Origin of the sequence: Demequina flava (assembly GCF_000975035.1) — a bacterium.
Lineage (GTDB): Bacteria > Actinomycetota > Actinomycetes > Actinomycetales > Demequinaceae > Demequina > Demequina flava.
This window is the reverse complement of sequence record NZ_BBRA01000001.1, coordinates 1,198,272-1,224,110: the sequence shown is the minus strand read 5'-3', so window position 1 is coordinate 1,224,110 and position 25,839 is coordinate 1,198,272. Positions and strand designations below refer to the sequence as shown.

General features: G+C 66.0%; 16 protein-coding genes. 5 read left to right on the top strand and 11 right to left on the bottom strand.

The features are described 5' to 3' along the window. Nucleotides 1-5: 5 nt before the first annotated feature. Entirely contained in the window at nt 6-8,072 is an 8,067-nt protein-coding gene (locus AOP74_RS05685) for an isopeptide-forming domain-containing fimbrial protein (protein WP_061961359.1), read from the top strand. A gap of 172 nt (nt 8,073-8,244) precedes the next feature. Continuing rightward, entirely contained in the window at nt 8,245-8,649 is a 405-nt protein-coding gene (locus tag AOP74_RS05680; protein WP_061961358.1) for a prepilin-type N-terminal cleavage/methylation domain-containing protein, read from the top strand. A 201-nt stretch (nt 8,650-8,850) separates the two neighbouring features. Here the strand turns inward: AOP74_RS05680 and metE are convergent, their stop codons facing one another. Further along, complete coding sequence (gene metE / locus AOP74_RS05675) at nt 8,851-11,178, bottom strand: 5-methyltetrahydropteroyltriglutamate--homocysteine S-methyltransferase (RefSeq protein ID WP_061961357.1); 2,328 nt, start codon at nt 11,176-11,178, stop codon at nt 8,851-8,853. A gap of 227 nt (nt 11,179-11,405) precedes the next feature. On the opposite strand from metE, the gene AOP74_RS05670 reads away from it, so the two are divergent. Further along, nucleotides 11,406-11,831, top strand: a complete 426-nt coding sequence (locus AOP74_RS05670) for an OsmC family protein (protein WP_160297458.1) — start codon at nt 11,406-11,408, stop codon at nt 11,829-11,831. Between the two features lie 41 nt (nt 11,832-11,872). On the opposite strand, the gene AOP74_RS05665 is transcribed toward AOP74_RS05670, so the two are convergent. Beyond that, nucleotides 11,873-12,766 (bottom strand): methylenetetrahydrofolate reductase, encoded by an 894-nt coding sequence (locus AOP74_RS05665; protein ID WP_061961355.1) that lies wholly within the window; start codon nt 12,764-12,766, stop codon nt 11,873-11,875. A 134-nt stretch (nt 12,767-12,900) separates the two neighbouring features. Here AOP74_RS05665 and AOP74_RS05660 point away from each other — a divergent pair, with 134 nt between their 5' ends. After that, nucleotides 12,901-13,467 (top strand): DNA-3-methyladenine glycosylase I, encoded by a 567-nt coding sequence (locus AOP74_RS05660; protein ID WP_061961354.1) that lies wholly within the window; start codon nt 12,901-12,903, stop codon nt 13,465-13,467. Nucleotides 13,468-13,557: 90 nt separating this feature from the next. After that, entirely contained in the window at nt 13,558-15,084 is a 1,527-nt protein-coding gene (locus tag AOP74_RS05655; RefSeq protein WP_061961353.1) for an HNH endonuclease, read from the top strand. 74 nt (nt 15,085-15,158) lie between these two features. On the opposite strand, the gene AOP74_RS05650 is transcribed toward AOP74_RS05655, so the two are convergent. The 9 genes from AOP74_RS05650 to AOP74_RS05610 all read right to left on the bottom strand — a co-directional run bounded on the left by AOP74_RS05650 (nt 15,159) and on the right by AOP74_RS05610 (nt 25,822). Further along, nucleotides 15,159-15,671 carry a (deoxy)nucleoside triphosphate pyrophosphohydrolase gene (locus AOP74_RS05650; RefSeq protein WP_061961352.1) on the bottom strand — a complete coding sequence of 171 codons (513 nt, stop codon included), beginning with the start codon at nt 15,669-15,671 and terminating at the stop codon, nt 15,159-15,161. Between the two features lie 8 nt (nt 15,672-15,679). Then, entirely contained in the window at nt 15,680-16,063 is a 384-nt protein-coding gene (gene gcvH, locus AOP74_RS05645; RefSeq protein WP_061961351.1) for a glycine cleavage system protein GcvH, read from the bottom strand. A 42-nt stretch (nt 16,064-16,105) separates the two neighbouring features. After that, nucleotides 16,106-17,239, bottom strand: a complete 1,134-nt coding sequence (gcvT, locus tag AOP74_RS05640) for a glycine cleavage system aminomethyltransferase GcvT (RefSeq protein WP_201774297.1) — start codon at nt 17,237-17,239, stop codon at nt 16,106-16,108. A gap of 99 nt (nt 17,240-17,338) precedes the next feature. Next, nucleotides 17,339-18,079 carry a hypothetical protein gene (locus AOP74_RS05635; protein WP_061961349.1) on the bottom strand — a complete coding sequence of 247 codons (741 nt, stop codon included), beginning with the start codon at nt 18,077-18,079 and terminating at the stop codon, nt 17,339-17,341. Further along, nucleotides 18,076-18,903: a PP2C family protein-serine/threonine phosphatase gene (locus tag AOP74_RS05630; RefSeq protein ID WP_152649184.1), complete on the bottom strand. Its 828-nt coding sequence runs from the start codon at nt 18,901-18,903 to the stop codon at nt 18,076-18,078. The genes AOP74_RS05635 and AOP74_RS05630 overlap by 4 nt, the downstream gene beginning before the upstream one ends. Beyond that, nucleotides 18,900-20,870 (bottom strand): FHA domain-containing protein, encoded by a 1,971-nt coding sequence (locus AOP74_RS05625; protein ID WP_061961347.1) that lies wholly within the window; start codon nt 20,868-20,870, stop codon nt 18,900-18,902. Before AOP74_RS05625 ends, AOP74_RS05630 begins: the two co-directional genes overlap by 4 nt. Nucleotides 20,871-20,891: 21 nt before the next feature. Further along, nucleotides 20,892-23,465 (bottom strand): transglutaminase domain-containing protein, encoded by a 2,574-nt coding sequence (locus tag AOP74_RS05620; protein WP_082096025.1) that lies wholly within the window; start codon nt 23,463-23,465, stop codon nt 20,892-20,894. Continuing rightward, a complete protein-coding gene (locus tag AOP74_RS05615) occupies nt 23,462-24,853 on the bottom strand; it encodes a DUF58 domain-containing protein (RefSeq protein ID WP_082096023.1) in 1,392 nt (463 codons plus the stop codon). Before AOP74_RS05615 ends, AOP74_RS05620 begins: the two co-directional genes overlap by 4 nt. A 3-nt stretch (nt 24,854-24,856) precedes the next feature. Next, on the bottom strand, nt 24,857-25,822 hold the full coding sequence (locus tag AOP74_RS05610; RefSeq protein WP_061961344.1) for an AAA family ATPase: 966 nt from the start codon (nt 25,820-25,822) through the stop codon (nt 24,857-24,859). Between the last annotated feature and the right edge of the window lie 17 nt (nt 25,823-25,839).

Here is a 25,839-nt window from a genome sequence, read left to right as displayed (position 1 = left end):
CAGCAATGCTGCTGGCTGCCCTCATCGCTGTGATGTTGACCACAACCGTGTCCACGACTCCTGCGGCGGCTGCGACCGCGCCCGCAGTCGAGGTCACCGCGGACGGTTCCGGCACGGTGCTTGCCGGCGAAACCACCACGCTCAGCGTGAGGGCGTCGAACCCCGGCGCCACCGATGGCTTCAACCTGGGCGTCTACCTGGACGTTCCGGTCGGCATCGAGTTCGTCGAGTCAAGCATGGGTGAGCCCACAGTGTTCGACTCCACAAGCGATCTTTCCCCCGCGATTCCGGACGGCATTGTCCGCTGGGTGTGGGAAGACGTGTCAGACCTTCCCTCCACTGCTGCCTTCAACGGCACCGTCGAGGTAGAGCCCGCTCAACCCGCAGCCGGCAACGGAACGACGGACTCCGAGATCGTCTTCCCCGTCGGTGCTCAATTCACTGTGACCGCGAACGCCGCCCTCAGCGGAGACCCCACCTACCTGCCCGTATTCGGCGGCTCCACAGGTATTGGGGATGATGCCGCCCAAGCCGCCACCGGCACCGCCACGCCCTCAGATTTCACTGCTCGCATGGTCGCACTCGAGATCAACAAGAGCGAACCCAGCCCCGAAGCAGAATTGCTCCGCGGCGTGCACGACCAGACAACCGTGTACACCGTGAGTCTGCGCAACACCACTCAGGGAGTCAGCGCTGACACGGTTGTCGTCGACTACATTCCCGCTGGCCTGGAGTTCTTGGGCTGTGGTGCGGTCGACAATTCAGTCCCCGCAGAAGACGCGACGGGGGACTACAACCCCGAATATGCCGATGCCGCGTCGCTCGCAGACACTCCTGCGGTGAGCGGCTTCTGCCCCGAGGCCTCGACCGTCGACACAGTCGCGGTCGACGCGGGCACAGCAGCCCAGTTCGGACTCACCGCCGGAGACGTGTACACCCGCGTCGAGTGGAACCTTGGCACGCTTGCTGCGGGCCAAGAGGTCGACATCCACTACGCGGCAGGAATCCCTCTCCAGGAAAACGCTCTGTTCGCGGAGGACGCCCCCTCCGCCGAGTCCGGAGAGCAGGCGGCGAACCTCGACAACAACACCGGGCCGTCGACTCGCCACGGCAGCGACAGCGAACCCACCGACGGCGATCGCTGGACCAACACGGCCGTCGCAACGTCCACCTATCAGGGCGTTGTACGCATCGACACCACCCGCTCGGTCGAGGTCGACGACTCCGAGGTGGTCCACGCGATGGACCTCGCAGTCGTGAAGTCGATTGACGACGCGGACTCCACCTTCGAGGTCGGGAACGTTGCTGACTTCACACTCACCCTGCGCGCCAGCGAGTACATGGACTCCAGCGACATTGTGCTCACGGACACGCTCCCCAACGGCCTCTGCCCGCTACTACCAGCCGGTGTATCGCTCATCGTTGAGGGTGACACTCCTCCTGCCGCGTGTGATGCGACTGGCACCGTGACCGGGGGCGAGATCGTCTCCGCCACGGCTCACGCGGACGGTACCTACACCGTCGTCCTGCGCCCCAGCGACGGCACCCTCTCTGCCAATGGCACGCACACAATCACGTATCAGGCACTCAACCGCGAGGCCTACGTCACGTCCAACGCGTTTGGTTCGACGACGTCCGGAGACGGATTCTCGAACCATGTCGAGGTGGAAGCCTCTACAGACGCCATCGAGGCGCTCGTCGATGAGTACCCGGAGACTCAGCGGGTGTGGGACGACTCGGACGCCGGGATCGCCACGGACCTCACGACCATCAGCAAAATGGTCATGCCACGAGACGAAGTCGAACAGAACCTCGCAGAGGGCGTCGACCCGTGCACGGCAGGAAGCTTTGACTCTCGCTTAGAAACGGGATTCCAGTTGGGAGACACCGTCTGTTTCGAGCTCCGCGTGGAGTTCCCCGACAGCGTCGACGTACGCGAAGCAATCGTTACTGACTACCTTCCTGCGGGAATAGCGTACGCAGGCCACACGGTTGCAACGGAGTCCACGGTCGTGATCGATGCGGAGGTCCACAATGGCCGCCGCTTTGACTGGACGCTTGGAGAAGAGGGCGCTGGCGGCGATCTCTACGTGGCACGCGGTTCGGTCTTTGTCGCACATATCTGGGCGACCGTCATGGAACCCTCTAACGGCGCAGTTCTGGACAAGCCCGCGAACCTGATGAAGTATCGCCAGCAAAATGTCACTGGCGACCTCTACTCGCTGCGCGACTTCGCTGCGGCCGAGATCACGCCCGAACTCGGGCTCGTCAAGGGCGTGGCTTCCGTCACCGGCATCGATGACCAGGCCGACCCTAGCCGCGATGCAGCGAGCTCTGCCAGCAGCAACGGTAACGACTTCAACTCCGATCGGGATGGCATCGAGGTCACCCAGAATGAGACCGTGACCTACCGCATCGACCTTTCCGGCGCTGGTTTTGACTCCGTCACCGCCGAGGTTTGGGACCTGCTGCCCCAGGGCATCAGCGCCGATGATGTGTCGGCAATCAGTGGTGGCGGCACAGTGGTGGACCCCGGCCAGTCGGGCTACCCCGACGGACTGTCGAACAGCAATGACCATCGCTCGGTGATCGTGTGGACTGATCAGAGCGTCCCGCTTGGGGGTGCGACGCTCACGTACGACGTCACCATTCCCGCGCCGCTTTCAGTGAGCACCTCGCTCACGAACACGGCATCGATCATCAGCTACGCGGCCGATATCAACATCTCCGATGACCCCGATGCACAGACGTATTTCCCTGCCGGGTCGCTCAACGAAGACAACGCCGACAAGGCCAACACCAACGGTGAAGGCACCGTCGACGATTCAGAGGTCTTCCTGCCTGACGCTTCCATCACAAAGGAGCGCACGAGTCCGACCGCCGACAACAACGACGCCGGTCAGGTGGTGCACGGCGAGTACGCCGAGTTCACGTATGCCGTGACCATTCCCGCTCACACGTCGGTCTTGAACGGAAAGCTCACCGACGCTTTTGCCGGTGCACGCAACTGGACGATCGACGAGTCCAAGACGACCGCTTCACTCGATGGCGCTTCGCTGGACACAAGCTCCACAGGGTTTGCTCTCGATCCCGCGGTGGGGGAACTTGCGTTCCCTTCGGAGTACACGAATGACACTGACGCGGATCAGGTGTTCTCGGTGACCCTCCACGCGGCGGTCGCGTCTTCGTCAAATTGGGGTCACAGCCCCAATAACGCTCGCCGCGACACCGCAACCTTCACGAGCGACTCGGCCCCCGACATCACAGATGGCGCGGACGTTCGAGTAGTCGCGCCCAACCCCAGCGTGGCCAAGGAAGCCGATGACGAAACCGTCACCGCAAGCCAGGCGGTCACCTACACGTTGGAGGCGAGCAACTCCAACAACCGGCCTACCTCCTTCGACACCGTCGTGACCGACTGCGTCCCCGTGGAACTCACCAACGTGACTCTTGACGAGATCCCCGCGGGCACGTCGGCCAGCGTTGTCACCGATGACAGCCAGTGCGAGGGATCGCTCATCACGTGGACCATTGGCGACCTCGCCGCCAGGGAGTCCATTGAGCTCAAGTACAGCGTCGTGGTAAGCCCCGAGGCTGCTGGCGGAGCGGAGTACGACAACACGGCGGTCATCAAGGGATACTCACTCGACGACGCCACCGCCGACCGCAAGGAGTTCACTCGTTCTGCTGATGCGGACATTCAGGTCATCAGCTCGGGCATCTCGAAGTTTGTCGACGAGCCCACCGCGCGCGTGGGCGAAGAGCGCGATTTCACCATCGAGGTCCGCATCCCCGCAGACGTCAACTTCTACGACTCGGCCATTATCGACACGGTTCCGGCCGGCATAAGCATCGGCGACGCGACGGTCTCTTGTGAGTACGAGGACACTGAAGGCGACTGCATGTCCTCGCTCCCCGGCAATGGCACCCCATTGGAATCCACGGGCCAGACCTACGGATGGTGGTTCGGCGACATCCGCGCAGACGGTGACATCCGCACTCTCTCCATCACCTACACGGGCACCGTGCTCGATGTCCCCTCGAATGAGGACGAAACCGAGCTCGTCAACACGGCAACCACACGATGGAACACCACTGACGTTCTCAATGGAGCCCCCGACAACGCGGGCTACACCACCACGAATACAGGATCCGAAGCGACTGCGACCGTGACCGTCGTGGAACCCGACGTGACGATCGCGAAGACCGTCAACGGCGAAGACTCAGACTCGGTTGAGCCTGGCAACACGGTCAACTACTCCATCACAGTCGCCAACGAAGGCACCGCTGCCGCCGCAGCCGTCAAGGTAGTCGACGCCGTTCCGACGGGCGTGATCGTGGACTCTGAAAGCATCACGGGTGGAGGCACTCTTACGGGCGCGGACTCAACCACCGGTGGCGGCACCATCACATGGACGGGTCTGACGCTCAACGCTAACGACGAGCGCGTGTTGACGTACACGGCGCGCCTCGCGGACTCGATCAACTTGACCGATGCCGCACTGACCAATGACGTCGATGTCACGGGATATTCGTCTCACGCGGGCGGCCCCGGTTTCGACAACGACGAGCGCCGCGACTACACCGGACCCAGCGCGGACGCTGTCGTGACCCCGGAGTTCCCGACCCCAGAGGTCACGAAGACGACCGGCGATCCGCTTGCCTACATCGGCGAAAACCACGCCTTCACCCTGGTGCTTGAGAACACCGGAAACGGCACTGGTACGGACGTCACCCTCGTGGACCTCCTTCCGGCTGGGTTTGACTACGTCGAGGACTCAGCGACGATCGAGGACGTCGTCATCAACCCTGCTGTGAACGCCGCCGATACGGGCGACATCCTCACGTGGGAACTCGCTGACATGCCGGCTGGCGCCAAGGTCACCTTGGCCTACAAGGCAGTCGCGACCACCGACGACTCATTCGATTGGACCGCGCAAAACACCGGGGCTGACGTCGACCACACCAACGAGGCGACGCTCACCATGGATGACACCTCTCAGGCGCCCGCCAACAAGGATCGCGTCTTCACAGATGAGGATGACGCAACCGTCGAGATTCACCGCGCAGACCTCGCTGTGGAAAAGTCCCACGAGGGTCAGCCCGTCGCCGGCACCTCGACCACGTGGACACTGACGGTGAGCAACTCCGTGACGAGCGACCGTGCAGTTGGGCCGATCGTCATTACCGACACGCTTCCGGACAGCGCCTCTTTCGAGGGCATCGACGGTGAAGGCTGGACTACAGACGGTCCGGACACTGACGGGGTCCTGACCCTGACGCACGCCGGTCCCGTGGAGGCCGGCGGTGAGCTGACGGTCGACATCACCGCGGCGTTCGCAGCGGACGTCGAATCCGGCACTTCCGCCGCGAACACGGCCTGTGTCGGGGCACGCACCTTCGACGTCGTTGAGTCCAACGACTGCACGACAGACACCGACACGGTCAGCACCCTCGCTGACGTCGAGCTGTCGAAGGTCGCTACCGCCACGGTGTACGTAGCCGGTAACCCCATCACGTGGGACATGACGGTCACGAACAACGGACCGTCGGTTTCGCGCTCCCCGATCGTCATCACCGACACCCTGCCCGCGAGCGTGGCCTGGGATTCGGTCACGACCTCCGGTGCCGGATGGGACTGCGACGCCGTTGATCCTGACTCCGGCGAGCTGGACTGCACGTGGACCGGTGACGCGCTCAGCGTCGACGCAGACCTGCCCGACCTGACCGTCACCGCAGAGGTCAACAGCGGCTGGACTGACACGGTATTCAACACCGCCACGGTCTTCCCCACCACGGACGAGCCCACCGAGCCCGGAACGGACAACAACACGGATACCGCCACCACCGGTGCCGTGGGCACGGAGGCCGACCTCGGCATCGACAAGACTGTCGCATCTGAGGAACTCGTCGCGGGCGACACGGGCCGTTACCGGCTTGCCATCACCAACGACGGGCCGTCCGACGCACTGAACGTCCGCATCGCTGACACCCTCCCCGAGGGCCTCACCTTTGCAGGCAACGTCACGACAGCCGATGACGACGTGTGGACGTGCGCGCCCAACGCACAAGACACTCAACAGGTCGACTGCGTCCTCACGAGTAACGCCGGAACCCTCACTGATGGCGGTTCCACGTGGCTCGAGTTCGACGTCACGATCGACTCCAGCGTCACAGCGGAGATCGTCAACAGCGCCATTGTGAGCTCGGATACCGAGGACCCCGACCTCGACAACAATGACGACTCGGTGGCACGCGGCCCGTTCGTGGAAACCAACATCGCCGTGACCAAGGAGCACGACGCGGAGGCGGTCTACCGTGCTGGCGATGAGCTGGCGTTCACGTTGACGGTCACGAACGACGGCAACGCCGATGCAGACGCGGTCACCATTGCGGACGTCCTGCCCGCAGAAATGACCTTCGTGCGCGTCGACAATGCGGAGGGCTGGACAGTCGCTGGTCCCGGCGACGACGGCGCGATCACCGCGACGTTGGACTCCTCGTTGCCGGCCGGCGATGAGGGCAACACCGCCTCGTTCGACATCGTGGTCACCGTCTCGGAGGACGCCGTTCCAACGGTGACAAACACTGCCACCGTGACGACGACAACCGCCGAAACGACGGATGAGGACAACTCCGCGAGCGACGACGTCACCGTCGACAGCCCGGACCTGGTCGTCACCAAGACCACTGCGGCGGACCGCGTCGAAGGCGGAGAGTCATTCACCTACATCCTCGACGTCGAGAACGTCGATGCCCGCGCCTTCGCCGACGGGGTCGTCGTCACCGACGTGATCGATCCCGACCTGGCCGTCACGTCTGATGTGGACAGCATCGGCGGGGACGACTGGACCTGCACGGTGACCGACGCCAGCGAGGACGGGTTTGGTGGCACGCTGACCTGCGAGCTCGCAAGCCTCGACGCTGGGGCCACCGCACCGCAGATTTCCTTCGAGGTCGCAGTGGTAGATGGCGTGGCCAAGGACCAGATCGTGAACACCGCGACGGTGGGCAGCGATGACGAGCACCCGACCAAGGTCGACGATCTCAACGAGTCCTCGACCACGGTGGACATCAAGTGGATCAACATCTCTGCTCAATCCGTCTGCATCGCGGACGTCCCGTGGTTTGAGTACCAGATTGACGCGCGCAACGTCGACGCAGGCCTGCCCATCACGGTGACCTGGTACGCGGATGCGGATGGTGACCTGGTGCCCGATGGCGAGGCGATCTCGGTGCAGACGCTTCAGGAGACCACGACGGACGGCGTGCAGGAAGGCGCCGTCTTGTGGCCAGGCGCCGCGGTGGACGCCAACGGCGTCGGCATCGCATGGCCGGGTTGGCGCCCGGTCGTCGCTGGCGAGACTCCCGAGTGGGAGAACCAGATCGTCGACGAGTCACTTCCGACGTATGAACTTCGCAACGGAGCCCTCGCGGTCGTCGAGATCAACCCTGAAACCACGGTGTCGCAGAGCTACCCGCCTGCAACCCCAGAGTGTGAAGAGCCACGACCGGTGATGCTGGAGGTCGACAAGACCGCCAACACCGACATCGTGACTCGCGGCGACTCCGTCGACTACACGCTCACCATGACCAACGCCGGCTACGGTGCCACGAATGACGTGGTGCTGTCCGACCCGATCTCGGACGACCTTCGGGTGACATCGATTGACGTCGAAGAGTCCACGGACGCAGCTATTGCAGACTGGCAGACCTGCACTGTGACGGGACGCGATGCCGATGGGTATGGCGGGGTCGTTGAGTGCGTCCTCGACGGGTACACCGGCTACGGACAGACGTCTCCCGCAATCACCATCACGGCGCAGGTGCGTGACGAGGGCCTGCCGCGCACGTTGACCAACGTCGCGACGGTGACGTGGACCGACCCCGCTGAGCCGGACTCCCCCGCCGGCACATCGAGCGACGACGCCACCGTTGCTGTGCTGGTAAACCCGGTGCAGATTCTTGCCACGACAGGAATCAGTCCCGCCGCATTGCTGTGGACCATGCTCGGCCTGTTCGCTGCAGGCGCCACGACGTTGATCGCCCGCGAGCGCGTGCTCAGGCGCTAGAGCACCGCGCACGCTTTGTTGGTGCCGACGGCCGCGAACTCCACGCGGCCGTCGGCGCCCACATCCGTTGCGCCCAGCGTGTGACTTGCGCCACAATGGGCGTGTTGCCAGTACACATGCGCGTGCGATGGCGACGTCCCGCCCATGAGGGCCTGAGGGGAGGGCAGGGACTATGCAGTTAACTGACCGTGAGCGCGGATTCACGCTTCCGGAGCTCCTGATCACCATCGTGATCATTGGAGTCCTGGCAGCCATCGCAATTCCGCTGTATTTGTCGCAGGAGTCCAAGGCCAAGGATGCTGCCGCGGAGTCCGATGCCGTGAACCTTGGCATTATGGTCCGTTCCGCATGGACGGACGGCGACGGAGTGACCGCTGTCACGCAAGTCGACGGCGAATACCTCATCAATGGCGAGACCGCGATGGGCGCGTCGCCGGGGGTGGAACTCGTGAACTTCGTTCCGGGCGACATCGAGACCTGGTGCGTTCACCTCAAGCACTCGGGCGGCGACGCTGCGGCGGACCCCGGTGTGCGATTCGATGCCGAGAACGGCTACGTCGAACGCGCCGCCTGCTGAGCGGCAACCCACTCCGCACCAGGCGTGAGACGCCGGCCCGGAGAACCCGGTCGCCCCTCAGCCGTCGCGACCGGGCTCTCGCAGGCCAACGACTCAACCAACGGTACGCCTGTTATTCACACCTCGCATGGGCGGAGCCCAGACATACAGAAGGGCCGATGCCAGGGTGACCCTGGCATCGGCCCTTCTGTATGAAACGGGTTATGCGCCGCGAACAGCCTTCGTGGCCGCGAGCATGTTCTCGAGCGAGGCGTTGGTCTCCGCGTAGCCGCGAGTCTTCAGACCGCAGTCGGGGTTGACCCACAGCTGCTTGCCAGGGATCGAGTCCTTGGCGAGCTGCAGCAGTTCAGTGACTTCCTCAGTCGACGGCACGCGCGGCGAGTGGATGTCCCAGACACCCGGGCCCACCTGACGCTCGTAGCCGTGGTCCTTAATTGCGGGCAGGACCTCCATGCGCGAGCGGGCTGCCTCAATCGAGGTGACGTCTGCGTTCAGGCCGTCAATCGCGTCGATGACCTCGCCGAACTCGGAGTAGCACAGGTGCGTGTGCACCTGGGTGTCGTCCTGAGCGCCTGAGGTTGCCAGGCGGAACGACTTCACGGACCAGTCCAGGTAAGCGGGCTGGTCGGCCTTCTTCAGGGGCAGGAGCTCGCGCAGGGCGGGCTCGTCGACCTGGATGATGCCGATGCCGGCGTTCTCCAGGTCGGTGATCTCGCCGCGGAGGGCCAGACCAACCTGGTTTGCGGTGTCTGCCAACGGCTGGTCGTCGCGAACGAACGACCACGCGAGGATCGTCACCGGACCGGTGAGCATGCCCTTGACTGGCTTCTCGGACAGCGACTGGGCGTACTCGGCCCAGCGGGTCGTCATGGGCTTGGAGCGAGCGACGTCGCCCCACAGGATCGACGGACGCGTGCAACGCGAGCCGTACGACTGGACCCAGCCGTTCTTGGTGACGTCGAAGCCCTCGAGGAGCTCGGCGAAGTACTGCACCATGTCGTTGCGCTCGGCCTCACCGTGGACCAGGACGTCCAGTCCGAGGTCCTCCTGCAGCTTCACGACCTGAGCGATTTCGTCCTTCATCGCCTGCTCGTAGTCGGCGTCGGACAGCTCGCCCTTGGCCCACGCGGCACGAGCCTTGCGGATCTCAGGGGTCTGAGGGAACGAACCGATCGTGGTGGTGGCCAGCTCCGGAAGGTTGAAGCGGGCATCCTGAGCGGCCGCGCGGATCGAGTAGTCGGTGCGCTCGAAGTCACTGTCCTTGACGGCTGCGAGAGCGTCGCGGATGTCGGCACGGTTGGTGCCGGGGTGCTCGGCGCGAGCCTTGAGCGCGGCGCGAGCCTCACCCAGTGCACCCTCGACTGCGTGGTCGCCCTGCGTGTGCGCGGTCGACAGCGTGACGACCTCAGCAACCTTCTCATCGGCGAAGGCGAGCCAGCTCAGCAGCTCCTCGCCCAGGTGCTCTTCACCCTGCAGGGTGTGGGGCACGTGGAACAGCGAGGTGGACGTGGTGATGGTGACGTTGGCGCCCAAGGCAACCAGCTCATCGGCCTTGCGCAGTGCCTCGTCGAGGTCGGTGCGCCAGATGTTGTGGCCGTCGACCACACCTGCGGCGATGGTGACGCCCTTGAGGTCGACGCCCTGGGGCACGGCGCCACGCACCAGGTCGAGGCCAATGGCGTCCACGCCGGTGTCCTTGAGGACAGGCAGCGCGTCGTCGAGGGCACCCATGGGGGCAGCGACGAACAGCGCGGGGCGCTCCTCGGCAGCCACGAGGGCGCGGTAGACCTTGGTGGCATTCGCGAGAACGTCAGCACGGTCGGCGTCGATGTCGGCGACTAAGATGGGCTCGTCGATCTGGACCCATTCCACACCGGCTGCCTTGAATGCGGCGAGCAGTTCGATGTAGACGGGAAGAAGGTCATCGAGGCGGTCGATGGGCTGGTAGCCCTCGGGTGCCTCGTCCGCAGCCTTCGACAGATACAGGAACGTGAGCGGACCGGTGATGACCGGGCGCGTGACAAAGCCGGCGTCCTTGGCCTCGATGAACTCGTCGACCCAGCGGGAGGACGAGAGCTTCAGCTCGGTGTCGGGGCCGATCTCGGGAACCAGGTAGTGGTAGTTCGAGTCGAACCACTTGGTCATCTCGAGCGGGGCCTTGTCGCCCTTGCCGCGAGCAATGGTCGAGTAGCCGGCGAGGTCGACGGAGCCGTCCTCGGCGCGCAGGTCGGCGAAACGGGTGGGGATGGCGCCGAAGGTGACGGCAGCGTCGAGCACGTGGTCGTAGAACGAGAAGTTCGACGGAATCGAGCTGTCGGCGCGGCCCAGGCCAAGTGCGGCGATGCGGTCGCGGTTCGCGGCGCGCAGGTCTGCGGCAACCTTTTCAAGGTCAGCCTCGGACGAGTTGCCCTTCCAGAACGACTCCAGCGCACGCTTGAGCTCACGCATTCGGCCGATGCGCGGGTAACCAAGAATCGTGCCGCCGGGGAAGGCGGGCGCAGGGGCAGAGGACTGAGTGATGTCAGACATAGTTCCTCAAGGAGGTGGTGGTTGCGCGGCGGGCTCGCCATTGCGCTTGGTCGACGCGCGTCTATGCGGCGCCGAGGGGTGCGGTCGCGATTCTAGCGCGATGCGGGGACAATCGCCACCTTGGTTTGAGACTGTTTGTCTACATTGTGAGACACCCTGGTAGATGCCGCTTGGGCCTGGCGAGGCACCGCCCGCGCAGTTGTCTACACCCTGAGACAATGGTGGACATGACTGAAGAGATCACACAGAAGCAGGTCACGCTCGTGCGTGAAGCCGAGGGCGTCTACGTTGCCCGCAACCCCGATGGCGCGGAGTACCGCTTTGGCTACAACGTCGACGGCGCGCTCAGCGCAGTCGACCTGTTGCTGGTCGCCATTGCCGGATGCTCCGCCACCGACCTCGACATGATGACGTCACGCCGCGCGGAGCCCTCGAAGTTCGAAGCCACCGTCAACGCAGACAAGGTTGGCGGCTCGAGCCCGGCTATTTTGCGCGACATCGACGTGGCCTTCGACGTGGCCTTCCCCGAGGGACCCGATGGCGACAAGGCGCGCGCCCGCGTCCAGTCCGCCCTTAAGTCCGCCGAGGAGAAGACCTGCACGGTCTCTCGCACCGTGGCCAATAGCGCCCGGGTGACTCTCCGCGAGGTCTAAACCGCAGCATCGGCCCTTGTGTCCCGGGCCGTGCCTGGCGTCTAGGACTGCGTTTTGCGGAGCGGGAGCTCGTCGACGAGGTCGACAGCCGCGTCATGCTTGTTGAAGGTGATGACGTGGATTCCCGGCGCGCCCGCGTCGAGTAGGTCGCGTGACAGGCGCGCCGCGTGGGCGACCCCTGCTGCCCGGGCGGCGTCGTCGTCCTCTGCCGCCTCGAGATCGGCGATGAGCTCCGCGGGAGTGGGAACGCCCGTGATCTGTGCGGCGCGATGGGCTCGCTTGGCGGTCGACAGGGGCATGACCTCGGGGATGATCGGCAGCGTGATGCCCTGCTCGCGCGCGTCGTCGACGAGCCCGCAATACTGCTGAAGGTCGTAGAACACCTGCGTAATCGCGAAGTCCGCGCCCGCGTCCTGCTTGGAGCGGAGCACGTCGAGGGCCTGCTGGCGCCACTGAGGCAGCGCATGCTGCGTGGGGAATGCCGCCACACCGATGCTCAGGTTGTCGACGCCGTGAGTCGCCGCGACCTCGCGCAAAAGGGTGACGAGTTCGTAGGCGTAGCGCAGGCCGTCCGGGTGCGGGCTCCAGTCCGTCTGGCCCTGCGGCGGGTCGCCACGGAGAGCGAGAAAGTCGCGGACGCCCTCTCCCAGGTACTCCTCGATGACCTGGATCACCTCGTCGCGAGACTGGTCTACGCAGGTGAGGTGGGCGAGTGGCGGAATCGTGTGCGACTCGGCAAGGCGCTGCACCACGCCGCGCGACGTGGACCGCGTAGTCCCCGAAGCGCCGTAGGTGATCGAGATGAAATCCGGGTCCGTGCTCGCGAGCATTCGCATGGTGGCTTCGAGGGTCGACTCGGCCGCGGGCGTGCGGGGAGGGAACAACTCATAGCTCAGCGTCGGCGAATGCGCGCTCAAAAGTTCACGGATGGTCATAGCGCTCGCCACAATAGCGGACCACTGGTGGGAGGACCGTCGGGCGTCGTCCCCAGGGGAGGGCCGATGCTCGGGTATCCCCCGGTTTGCTCGTCACCTGGTCTGGGGTCGGGGCTGCAGGTCACACTGGTCCCATGATCACGGAGACAAATGACTTGGTCCGGTGCTTTGGCTCGGGCGACGCGCTCTACGCCGAGTATCACGACCACGAGTGGGGCCAGCCGGTGCACGGCGAGGCGGAACTGTTTGAACGGATGACCCTCGAGGGGTTCCAGTCGGGCCTGTCGTGGCTGACGATTCTGCGCAAGCGGGAAGCATTTCGCGAGGCATTTGCGGGTTTCGAGCCAGCGGTGGTCGCGGCGTTTGGCGATGAGGACGTTGAGCGGCTGATGTCCGATGCCGGGATCGTTCGTAATCGCCGCAAAATTGAGGCGGCGATCACCAATGCCGGCGCGGTTGTGGCGTTGCATGAGGCGGGGCTGGCGCTCGATGAGGTCATCTGGGCGCACGCTCCTGAGGACCTGGGCGAGCCTCCCGCGACGTGGGAGGACATTCCGGCATCCACGGACGGTTCCAAGGCGCTCGCGAAGGACCTCAAGTCGCGCGGTTTCGTGTTCGTGGGGCCGACGACGATGTACGCGCTGATGCAAGCGATCGGGATGGTCGACGACCACATCGCGGGGTGCGTGGCGCGTTCGTAGCGTCGTCCCCAGGCGTGCGCCGGGACCCGGTTATTAACAGTTTGATCACTGTTGATGCTCTTTGTCAGACCCTAATGATTGAGTAGACACATGGCAATCGACACGGACGTCCTGGAGCGCGAGGTGGCGCGCTTAGTGGCTTTCGCGGGGGTCGAGGTTTCCGACCTTGATCGCGACCAGTTCGGTGCCATGCGCGAGGCGATGGGTTCTGCGCGGCGCGCGCTGGACAGTCTCAGCGCGGCCGTGGCATCGGAGCTCGCGCGCAGGTCGGCGCCAGAACTCGGGAGCGATGGACTGGCACGGAAAGAGGGGCACTCGTCGCCGGTCAAGGCCGTCGCGCGGGAGTGGGGGATGGACCTGGGCGAGGCCGGGCGGTTGATAGACGTCGGCAACGCAATCCAGCCTCGGCCGCCGACTCGTCCGGGGCCGGCAGACCTCGCTTCACCGGCCGGGACGGACGCTCCGCCTGCGCCCTCTGCCGAGCCCGCACCGCGGTATCGGCTCCTCGCACAGGCGGTGTCTGACGGCGCGGTTCCCGTTCACGCCGCAGCTGAGATCACCAGGACGCTCGATGCCGTTGCGGAGTACGCCGGCGACAAAGACGAGGCAACGTCTGCGATCGCCGTCGCGCGCGTCGAAAGGCAGGTCGTGTCGCGTGCGCGGACCATGTCACTCACGGAAGTGCGGCGGGCGTGCCGGCAGATTCGCGCGCAGCGGGCGCCTCAGGAGGCAGAGCGCCGCGAGCGCCATCAGCGTCGCGAGCGCTACGTCGCCTTCACCGAGGACGCTGACGGGATGACCACCATCTCGGGAAGGCTCGACCCCACCTCTGCAGCCCCACTCCGGGCGTGGATTGACGCACACGTGCGTAAGTCGTTCCAAGCGCGACGCCACCTGCCGTCTGGGGCCGATGACCGCACCCCAGGACAGATGCGCGCCGACGCCCTGGCGGACCTCGCCAAGCACGGACTCGGGTGCGAGGAACCGACCATGGGAGTAAAGGCCACCATCGTCGTGCGTGTGTCGAAGGAAGATCTTGACCGCGGCGTAGGGGTGGCGCAGTGCGACGACCTCGGCGGTCCCATCTCCGTGAGCGCGCTGCGGTCGCTCGCCGCCGACGCGGAGGTCCTCCCAGCAGTGCTGGGCGGGGAGAGCCTGCCGCTTGACCTAGGGCGTGCGAAACGGCACTTCACGCGCGCACAACGCATCGCACTCGCGGAAAGGGATGCAGGGTGTGCGTGGTGCCATGCGCCGCCCAGCTATTGCGACGCTCACCACGTGAGGTGGTGGAGTCGCGACGGAGGCGCGTCAGATCTTTCCAACGGGGTGCTGCTATGCACCGCGTGCCATCACCGCATTCACGACACGGGCTGGGAGGTCAAGGCCGACCGCAGTGGAGTGTGGATGATTCCGCCCGCGTCACTTGATCCCGAGAGGCGCCCGATAGTTGCGGGGCGCGCCGCGCTCGAAATCGACCTTGGAGATGCCGTGCGGCCTGGCAGCTCCCCGCCTCGAGGCGACAACGCCGATCCAGACGACACCGCTAATCCTCTCGACGCCGCCACCGATCCCAGCGACACCACTGGGCGAGGCGACCCCCGAGCGCGTAGCGCGTAGCGCGTAGGACGCAACGCGTGAAGAGTGAAGCCTGAAGCGTAGAGCTTGATGTGTGGCGCGTGGCGGACAGCGAACTAGCAGTAAGCGCGGCGGTGACGATCGCGCGCGTCTTCCAGCAACGCCTCCACGATTCGCTTGTCTGCCGGTAGCCATGCCACGTCACGCCAGCCGCCGGGCTCAAGGGTGCGCAGGAGGTCATGGTCCTCAAGCGGCCTCGGCTCCACAGCCGCGCCGTCCGCGCCAGGCAGGATGCGCGCCCACCATACTCGCATCACGAGGCGCTCAACGTCGGCGTCCCCGGGGCGCAACATCCACACGGGGGTGTCCGCGCACTGGGCCTCGACGCCGCTACCGTCATCGGGTCCGGCGAGTTCCTCGCCAATCTCGATCTCGACGCCAAGCTCTTCGCGCAACTCGCGTCGCAACGCCTGCTCGGGGGACTCACCATGCTCGACCTTGCCTCCCGGAAACTCCCACAGGCCTGCAAGCGCGGAAGGCGCCGTGCGACGCGCCGCGAGCAGGGTGCGCGGGACACCGAGGTCATCCGTAATAGCGGCCGCAACGACCAGCCGTGTCGACGATCCCACCGGGTGAACTACTCGGTCAGATCCGAGTAAGCGTCGGGATCCAACAGGTCCTGAGGCTGGTCACTGAGTTCGACCTTGAAGATCCAGCCCTCGCCATACGTGTCCGAGTTCACCAGGTCTGGAGCGTTCTCGAGCTGCTCGTTGACCTCGACGACCGCGCCGGTCACCGGCGAATAGAGCTCCGAGACCGCCTTCGTGGACTCAAGTTCACCGCACACGTCGCCGGCCTTGACGTCGTCACCCACGGACGGGGCCTCAACGTAGACGACGTCACCGAGTGCGTCCGCGGCGTAGTCGGTGATACCGACCGTCACGACGGCTCCCTGGGACGCGTCGCCGCGCACCCACTCGTGTTCGGCGGAGTACAGCAGATTGTCAGGAATGTCAGGCACGTGGCCCACCTTTCGCTCGCGACGGACCTCTCATAGTCGAGGCTACGCGCCCCGCCGGTAGAACGGTAGCGCCACCACGTCCATTGCCTCATGTCGGCCGCGCACATCTACCGCCACGGCCGTCCCTGCCTCGGCGAACTCACGACTCACGTAAGCCATGGCGATAGGCGAACCCAGCGTCGGCGAGGGGATTCCCGAGGTGACTTCACCAATCACGGCACCGGCTTCATCCACCACCGGATAGCCAGCCCGTGCCGCACGGCGGCCACGCCCCACGAGTCCAACGAGCGTGTGCGCGGTCCCCGCCTCCCTAATTCCAGCGAGAGCCTCCCGGCCCACAAAGTCACCGCGCTCGGGCCCATCGGCCCGGCCAAAGTTCACGACTCGGCCTAAACCAGCCTCAAAGGGTGAACGTTCCCGGCTCAGTTCGTTGCCGTACAGCGGCATGCCGGCTTCAAGGCGCAAGCTGTCGCGAGCTGCCAGACCGCACGGAATCAAGCCAGCATCGGCCCCCCGCTCACGCGCCAACTCCCACACATCTGCCGCGAGGTCCGCCGGCACAAACAGTTCGTATCCGTCCTCGCCGGTGTATCCCGTGCGCGCCACGAACGCGTGGTGGCCGCCCTCAAGAAGCACGTTCGCTGCCGAGTAGTACTTCAGTGCGGGCGGATCGTCCGCGCCAATCTCACACATGCTCGCCACTATGTCCGCCGAGGCCGGCCCCTGGACCGCGATCAAGGCGATGGTGTGGGTCTCATCAGCGACGTCGGCGTCGAACCCACCGCTGGTGATGCGTTCCCGCAGCTCCGCGAGCACCTCGACGCGGTTGGACGCGTTCGCGACCACCATGAAGTGCTCCCAGTCGCGGCGGTACACCACGAGGTCGTCGATCACGCCGCCATCGGGGGCGCACATCATCGTGTACTTCGCGGCCCACAACTTCATGCGGCTCATGTGGCCCACGAGGGCGTACTCGAGTGCGGCGGCGGCATCGGGGCCAGTCACCATGAGTTCGCCCATGTGCGACAGGTCGAACAGCCCCGCGGCATTGCGAACCGCCTGGTGCTCGGCCACATCGCCGCTATAGCGCAGGGGCATCTGCCACCCCGCAAAATCGACGATAGTGGCGTCAAGCGCCTGATGCTGGGCCAGGAGAGGTGTGTGCAAGTCAGTCACGATTCCAACCTACGCGATTGCTCTTGTTGCGGGGCGCACCGGCGCCGTACCGGGCTTCCGGAATGTCGAGGAGCGACCGAACCGAACCGCTCGACGCCCCTAGCCTGCGCTCGCAATGGCGAACCCTGCGACCACCAGCGCCGCGACCACCGCGACTCCAACGCAGGTCGCCACAACCGCAGTGACCAGCCGGACGCGGCGCGCCTTCGCACGCTTGTGTGATGCCTCCTGAGGAGACAGGACCTGATCGACCGCTTGACCGTGAGCGGGGTTGTCCGCGGCCTGGTCGCTGGCGGGGTCGCTGGACAGTGCTTCCTTCGCGGCAGGAGCCTCGCGTGGACGGTAGGCCGCTTCCTTCTCACCGGAGTGGACCGATGCTGAGGTGACCCCAGCACCGGCCGGAAGCTCATACCCGGGCGGCAAGGCGCTGGTCGGCGAACTGCGGCGCGCTCGCCAGGCCGGAGGGGCGATGGGGGCGGTCGCGACGTTGTCCGGGCTGGCCGCGGTGCGCGTCGTGACGTCGGGTGGAGCAGCGGGTGAGGCTGGCTCCGGCGATGGGACCGGTGCAGACGATGCGGGCGGTGAGGCCGACCCGGACCGTGCAGCACGCCGCTCCGACACGGCGGTCGCATCGTCACCGCTGGCGCTGTCGTCGGCGTCTACCCGGCGCCTGGGCGACACGACGGTCGCGTCGCCGTCCGGCTCGCCCGTACGAGCGCGTCGCGGGGAGACAACCGTCACGTCGTCCTCTGTGGCACGGCGCTTGGACACCACGGTCTCGTCGCCGTCGTCCTGGCCCGTGCGTCCGGCGCCGGCAGTCGGGACCGAGCCGTCACTCATACGCGCGTCCTCCGGTGCGAGGTCTGCGTCGTGTCATCACCTGCATCCACATGCGCGCCCCACAAGGTCCATGGCGCGACATCCACGCCGGGGGGTGTTGTGACGTCGCTCGCGTCGGCAACCACGACCGTCACGTTGTCGTTCGTCGCGAGCGCGAGGGCGGCGTCGACCAGGCGCTCGGCCGCTTCCTGGGGAGTGCCCGCGAGCGATGCAATCGCGCCGATGCTGGCGCCGCGCACCACCTTTGTCAGGCCGTCACTGGCCACCACGATCCGCGATCCGGGCACCACGGGAACGAGCCACGCATCGAAATCGGGAAGCCCGTCTCCAATCGCGCGCGTGATGATGTTGCTGTCGGGGTGCCCCTCAGCCTGTGCAGCGGTGATGCGCCCCGCGTCGACGAGCTCCTGGACGTGCGAATGGTCGCGAGTGATTTGATACGCCTGCCCGCCATGAACCAGGTACGTCCGCGAGTCGCCGACGTTGATCACCATCCACCACGGTGCGCCGGCGTACTCCACGGCGATCGCGCCCGTGAGCGTCGTTCCCGACTCTCCGCCCACGCTGCGCGCCACGGACAGGACAGCCTGTTGGGACTTCACGACCGCCTCAGCAATGCGCTCGGGGCGCACCGGAACCTCGTGGGCGAGCTCTCGGAAGACGTCGACCACCGCGTTGCTCGCGGCCGCCCCGGCCTGATGCCCGCCCATGCCATCAGCGACGATGTGGACGGCGCCCTCGCTGAGGTACGAGTCCTCGTTGCGCGCGCGTGGACCCTGATCCGTCGCGCCCGCGCCCGACGACCACATTCCGGTCGCGCTCACTGGCCGCCCTCGATATCGAGGATGCGCGCTTCAAGGTCGCCCAGAATGACGACGCCGCGGATGGGTGCCATGGTGCCTGGGGCAACCTCGGTTTCGCGACCGGCCTCGTTGCGTAGATACGTTCCGTTCGTCGATTCGAGATCCTCGATGTGCCACACCCCGTCGACACGGGTGAGGGTCGCGTGACGCTTCGACATGGTCCGCGTCGCGTCGACGATCCCCACGACGTCCTCGACGGCGGCGCTCAGTCGACCCACCGTGACCCTGTCGCCGACGAGGTCATAGGATTCGCCGCCATCAACTTCTAGCCGCGCAGTCACGCGCCGACGCGTAGCGATGACTGTGAAGTCATCGTCCTCATCACCATGTGCCGAGCCGGGCGAAGCGGGCACGATGGGCACCGCCGAGGTGGCCGGCGGCATGGTGGCGCGAATGGGAATCGGCGCCGTCGGGAGGGGGTCCACGCGTGCGGGGGCGGCCTCCGGTTCAGGTTCGGGGGCCTCCACAGGGGCCGATGCTGGGGTGAAGTCCGCGCTCGCCGTCACGTCCCGCACGGCGTCGCTCCCGGGTTCTGCGCCGGTTCCGTCTTCGATGGCGCCCTCGTGAGCCGTTGCTTCAGCTACCGGCTCTGCGGTTGGGATGACACGGGCATCGGCGCGAGCGGGCGTGGCTTCCGCGGCTTCGCTGACCTCAGTGGCCTGTGCTGCGGCCTGCGCTTCGGCCTGCACTTCGTTCTCGCGTCGAGCGGCTGCTGCCGCATCTGCCCGCGCCTGCACCAGCCAATCGGGCTCAGGCGCGCTGACTGGTTCCGTAGCCGCGTAGGACGAGACGGCGGGTGGAGAAGCAGGGCTCGGGGCAGGCGGCTGCTGCACGATCGGCGTGGCGCCGGTCGGGGCGCCCAAATACGGCGACACCGCGGGGACGGTGCCCGAGGCGGGCGGGCTCTCTGGCGAGGAGGTCGCAGGCGGTTCGGCGAGTACTTCAGGAGGCGACTCGATAGCAGGGGCCGCGCTGTCGTCGTCGACCTGCTCGTCCGCGTCCTCGTCCGATGGACCTGCCGACTCATCCGGGTCTGGCGCAGGGGCCTCCCCTATCTCTTCAGCGGGCGTGTCCTGCTCAATCGCATCTGTACTGACGGGCGCCCAACCCGGGGGTAGCGACACGGCGTCGGGCTCGACAGCTTTTGGCTCCTCTGGCACCCCAGGCACGTCCGCAGAATCTCCAGGGGGCTCTTCAACCGACGGAGGGGAAGGCACGCGCGTGTACCCGCCTGCTGGCTCTGGCTGCGCCGAGGGCTCAGGTTGCGTGGAAACCGTCTCAGCGCCGGGGGCGACATCGGCGGCACCCCACCGAGGAACCTCTTCGCCCACATCAGCGGGCTCAGTCAAAGGAGCATCAGCGTCTGCCGTTTCGACATCGGGGACAGCAGCCGGCACAGCATCGCTTGCGGGCTGTCGCGGAGATGAATCCTCCCGGGTACGCGCGGCCGCCCGGGCCGCTTCCGCCGTTCGTCCGGCCATCGAGTACGGACCCCAGCCCACGATCGATGCCCAAATCACGGGCGACACTGCGGCCACCCAACTCAGCGCCGCGGGCGCTTGAAGGCGCAACTCGATGGTTCCGGAACCGAAGATCCACAGGGCCCACCCCACGATCGTGCCCACGACCCATACGGTGCAGCCCACGACGATCAGGGTGCGCGCGAGCGATACATCGCCAGCATCGGCCGCCGCAATAATGGCACCGGCTACCGCGACTGCGCCGCCAAGGAACGCGATCCCACGGGCAAGGGCGACAGGCACAGCTGACAATCTTGCGGCTTGCGCAGCGGCAACCCAGCGCCAGATCGGAATGAACGCGAGTCCGCGAGACATGCCTACCTTCGACAGCACGCTGCCGAGCGCCAGGCCCATCCACACCAGGTTGATGAGCGCCGCGCCGGCAAGCGCCACAAGTGCGATGTACATGCTTGACTCGATCTTCTCCTTCTAGCGACCAGGACGGGTCTTGGTGCGGTTGCGCGCCCGTCCGCGGTGCGTCCCCGTGGCACTAGTGTGGTCGCTTCTCCAGTTGACGCGCTGACCCTCACTCGGCGCGGCGTGAGCGTCCGGCGTATTTGCAGTCGCATGCCACATCGAACGCAGCGAGACCCGCATGCGCATTCGCGACCACCACCCGCGCTGCGAAAGCCACTCCTGCCGGTCCTGCTCTAGGTGCTCCCAGAACTCCTCGACGTCCTCGGGTTCCACCTGTCGACCGGAGAAGGTGGCCTTGTCCGTGGACCGCGCGAGAGCCACGGCGTTTGCCGTGCCATACGCGGCTGCGACTTCCGCTCTCGTTGCCATTGGCATCGGCTCTAGCCCCGCATCGACTGCCGTGTCGAGGTACTCGTCCCAACCGCCGTGGACGGCGTGCGCCGGATCGCCGTTGCGACGCCGGCTGCGGCGGACGCCCTTCCAGATCAAGATCACGAAGATGGGCCCGAGCAGCACGAGCAATCCCACGACACTCACGGCGGCGATGCGCACGGCGGGGCCGAGCCAGGCCTTCCCCTCTTCTTCAGCCGTGGGCGGCGGCTCTTCCGAATCGACGGTGCCGCGCTGGCTCGAGGGCGGGACAATTTCCTCGGCTGTCTCAGGGTCAAGGGGTGAAGCAAACTCCGGGTCACGCTGCGTCGTCACATCCGGAGACACGGGATTGGCGTGCTGCGGGGTCACATCCACCGGCACCCACGCGCCGTCGGCGCTTTGGACCTCGACCCATGCGGACATGTTCTGGCCGCGGCATTCGCCGCCGTCGCAAGCGGGACCGGCAAAGCCCGCGGGATCCGTGTTCTCGAGACGAGCGCCCAGCACGACGCGCGATGAGAAGCCCATCTCAGAGGCGATCAGCGCCACCGCCGTCGCGAACTGTTCGTCGTCTCCCGCGGCTGCGACCAGCTCCGCGTTGTCGGCGTCACTGCCGACCTCCGCCTCACGCGCATTGAGCGCCGTGAACAGCCGGTCGATCCGGTCCCGCGAGTGCCCCGCAGCCGACGACACGAACGTGTACGACTCCAAGTCAGTAGCCCACACAGCGTCCCCATCGGGCTGTTCCAGACTGTGGCTGAGGTAGCCGCGCTCACGCAGGCGGGTGACGAGTTCCGCGAGACCGGCGCCATCGGAAGAAACCTCTTGGTTCGCCACCCAGTCACGCAAAGAATCGGGGATCAGCGCCGGGGAAACCGTTCCGGCCTGCGGGGGCTCACCCAGGTCGCTCAGTTGGCGTGGCGCCGGCACCGTCGCCTGGAGGTCGTATCCGTCTCCAGCGGTGAGTCCGCCCTCCAGGGACACCACCGCCGCGCCAGATTCGCGCTGGTAGTAGAACGAATCGACCAACTGGCTGCGACGTGCACCAGAGAACGTCACGCTCTCCAATTGACCCACGACGGGCACCCAAATTCCGCTGCCGCCGACTATCTCCACTGCGGCGTCAACGCGCTCGCCGGGTACGTCGACCTGGACCGTGGACGGCACTCGCTCAAAGCGGGAGGGCTCCACCTCTGCGGGAGCGGACGCCGTGTAAGCTTCGCCATCGAAGTACGGCAGAGTCGCGACTCGCACGCGGTCAGCGGAGCCCTCCTCCACGGTCACGGAGAACAGCACCGTGTCGTACTGGGCGGGGGCGAAGAACGAGCGGTATCCCGCCAGGGGCGTCACGGCCGAGTCCACAGTGAGTTGGGGGTCCACCACGCTGCGAGCTACCTCTCGCGGGGTCGCGGCCGAGATAGGACCTGCAATCAGCAGTCCCGCGCCGGTGGCGACGGCCACCATCGCCATCACTGCGCCCGCACCCGTCATGGCAGTCGTGGTGGTGCCGCGGACTAGCCGGACTCCGCTGGCCCCCTGGGCCCTCAGGATTGCAGCACGACGAGCCCACGCGGACCTCCACGCAAACCACGCAAGCACCAATCCGAAGGCAGCCAGCCCGACGACAAACTCGTGGCTCACGAAGACGCCCCATGGGGCCCAGGCGTAGGCGTCGGCACGAGTCGCAGGCCCGATGGCAATGACGACGGCCTGCTGGCCAGCGAGCACGATTGCCGCGCCACCCCAGCGCTGCTTCGATGTCAGCGCGACCGTTGTCGCCCACACTGACGTCAGCAAGAAGAGCGCATAGACAGGAACCAACGTCGCCCGGTACTCGCCGAGCGGAAGCGGAAGCGTCACGATGTCCATCCACCCCGTGACCGGCCCACGAACGAGCTCGATCCCAGCTTGCAGAGCAGTGTCGACGCCGCTCGTGGAACCCGGGATCGCGAGCGCGAGGCCGCCGATGGCGTACAGGGCGAGGGTGGAGAGCGAGATGCCCATGGCGCCCCATCCACGACGCGCGGCGACAACCGCGATGGCCGCGCCGCCAAGGATCGCGAGCGCCGCCACTGCCACGAATCGCATCGACTCGTACACGGGGTACAAGGTCCACGCGGCGACCGCGCCGATTGCCACCATGAAGCCGGCGTTGATCAGCGTGGGGCTCCAGCCCATCAGTGGCTGCTTCCGGGGACCTCTGCGTCGACTCATGCTGCGGACCTCGCCAGCAGGTGTCGCAGGTCATCGACGATGCCGAGGTTCAGGACGCGGGTGCGTCCAATGGCGTGCATGCCCGGTTCCGTTTCGGGATCACACACCACCGCGGCGACGGCAACATCCACCGGGAAGGCCGATGCTGCGGAACTGAGGTCAGCAAGCGGAGCTCGCGATCCGGTCACCAAGAACGCAAGCGATGTCTCCTGGGAGACCTCGACGAGCATGCGGGTCAGGCTGGGAAGCGCGACCACACTGGGTGAGGACTCCACGCCGGACAGGTCGTCCAGAAGCCGCCGGGGCGTGGTGACATTCAGTTGTGCGAGGGAGCGCACGGAGGCCTTCGCGAACTCCGGCACTTCGCCTGACACGACAACCTGCACGTCACGCCCGTCGCGGACCGCGCGCACGCCGAGCGAACCGACGGCGCTGACTGCCATCTCGAATTCGGCTTCATCGGCGTAGGACGCTTCGTTGAGGTCGAGCACAAGCGACAGCGTGGAACGACGGGTTTCCTCGAACTGGCGCACCATGAGCGTGCCGGTCTTTGCTGTTGACTTCCAGTGAATCTGCCGCTGAGCATCGCCGCGGGCGTACTCGCGCACAGCGTGGAACGAGATGTCCTCGTTGGACAGCGTGCGCGTGGCGCGGCCCTCAAGGTCGCGAATGAAGCCCATCGACGTACTTGGGATGGCGATGGTCACGGGGTGGATGTAGAGAGTCTGGATATCTGCCCAGTGAAAGCTGCGTTGCACGAGGCGGAGGGGGTCCGACCGCGAGGTCGTGGCCGGCCCCACATCGACAATTCCGCGCCGGGTGCCCGGGATGAGCAGCGGCTCGTGGTGCTCCTGGTCGCGCCGCAGCATCGGCACGTGGAAGTCGATCAGGCCGGCACCCACGGGAACGTCGACTTGCCCAGGTAGCGCGAGCCGGGAACGTTGGTTTCGCACAACGATCTCGGCTTGAGCGTCGTGGCCGGCGACCACAGCATCGTGCAAGAGCCGGAAGTCGACCTCATACGATTCGCGACCCAGGAGGAACGGCAGGGCGATCAGAAGCAGCAGCAGGCCCACGAGGGAGCCGATGAGAAACTCGCCCCAACCAAGTACCAATCCAAGCACCGCGCCGACGACCGTCCACACGATCACTGCCCAACCTGCGGGAGTTGTCACCGACGTGACGGCATCCCACGCCCGTCGCGACGCATCGGTGAACGAGCGCCCCACCTGCAGTCCCCACAATCCCAGGGAGACCCAGCGCCCACGGGATTGCTCCGCGTACTGCGTGTGGGTGCGCGTCGAGGCATGCGTGTGACCCGTACGAGTGCGGTGTGTCCTCGTATAGGTACGCGTGGTGCCCGACGGCCGGGGTGAGGCGGGAGTCATGGACTACTGAAGGTCCTGCTGAGACGGGGGAGGGGTGTCGAGAAGAATCTGGCCAATGACTGCGGTGGCTGTCACGCCATCGAACTCAGCCTCGGGGTCCAGAATCAGTCGGTGCGCCAGGACCGGCTCGGCCAGTTCCTTGACGTCGTCCGGGGTGACGTACGTGCGGCCGCGGGCAAGCGCCCACGTCCGTGCGACCCGAGACAGCGAGATAGCGCCGCGCATCGACACTCCAAGCCGCACCTGAGTCGCCGACCGCGTCGCGTCCACAATCCTCGCGATGTAATCCAGGATGAGCGGGCTGGTGTGGACCTCCCGCGACAAGGCCGTCATGGCGCTGATCGTCTGGAGTTCGGCGATCTGGGGCACCGTGACCTTCACTGGCCGACCCGCATCCAGGATCTGCAATGTCGCACCGTGGTCCGGGTAGCCCAGCGACGTACGCATCATGAAGCGGTCCAGCTGGGCTTCGGGGAGCGCGTAGGTTCCCGCTTGCTCGACCGGGTTTTGGGTCGCCACGACCATGAACGGAGACCCGGCTTCACGCGTCACGCCGTCAACCGTGACGGACCCTTCCTCCATGACCTCAAGCAGCGCGGACTGTGTCTTGGGGGAGGCACGGTTGATCTCATCTGCGAGCACCACGTTCGCAAAGATGGGGCCCGCGTGGAACTCAAAGCTGCCCTGCTTTTGGTCGAACACGGTGATACCGGTGACATCGCCGGGGAGCAGGTCCGGCGTGAACTGGATGCGGCTCGAGCTGCCACGGACCGTTTGGGCGAGGGCGCGGGCCAAGGACGTCTTGCCCGTGCCGGGCACGTCCTCGAGGAGCAGGTGACCCTCGGAGATCATCGCGGTAAAGGCGAGTTCCACCACGTGTCGTTTGCCCAACACCGCGCGCTCCACGTTGTCGCACAGCGAGGAAAAGGACGCGGCGAACCATTGCACTTGCTCGTCGGTAACAGTCATGGGTGCTCCTTGGGTGT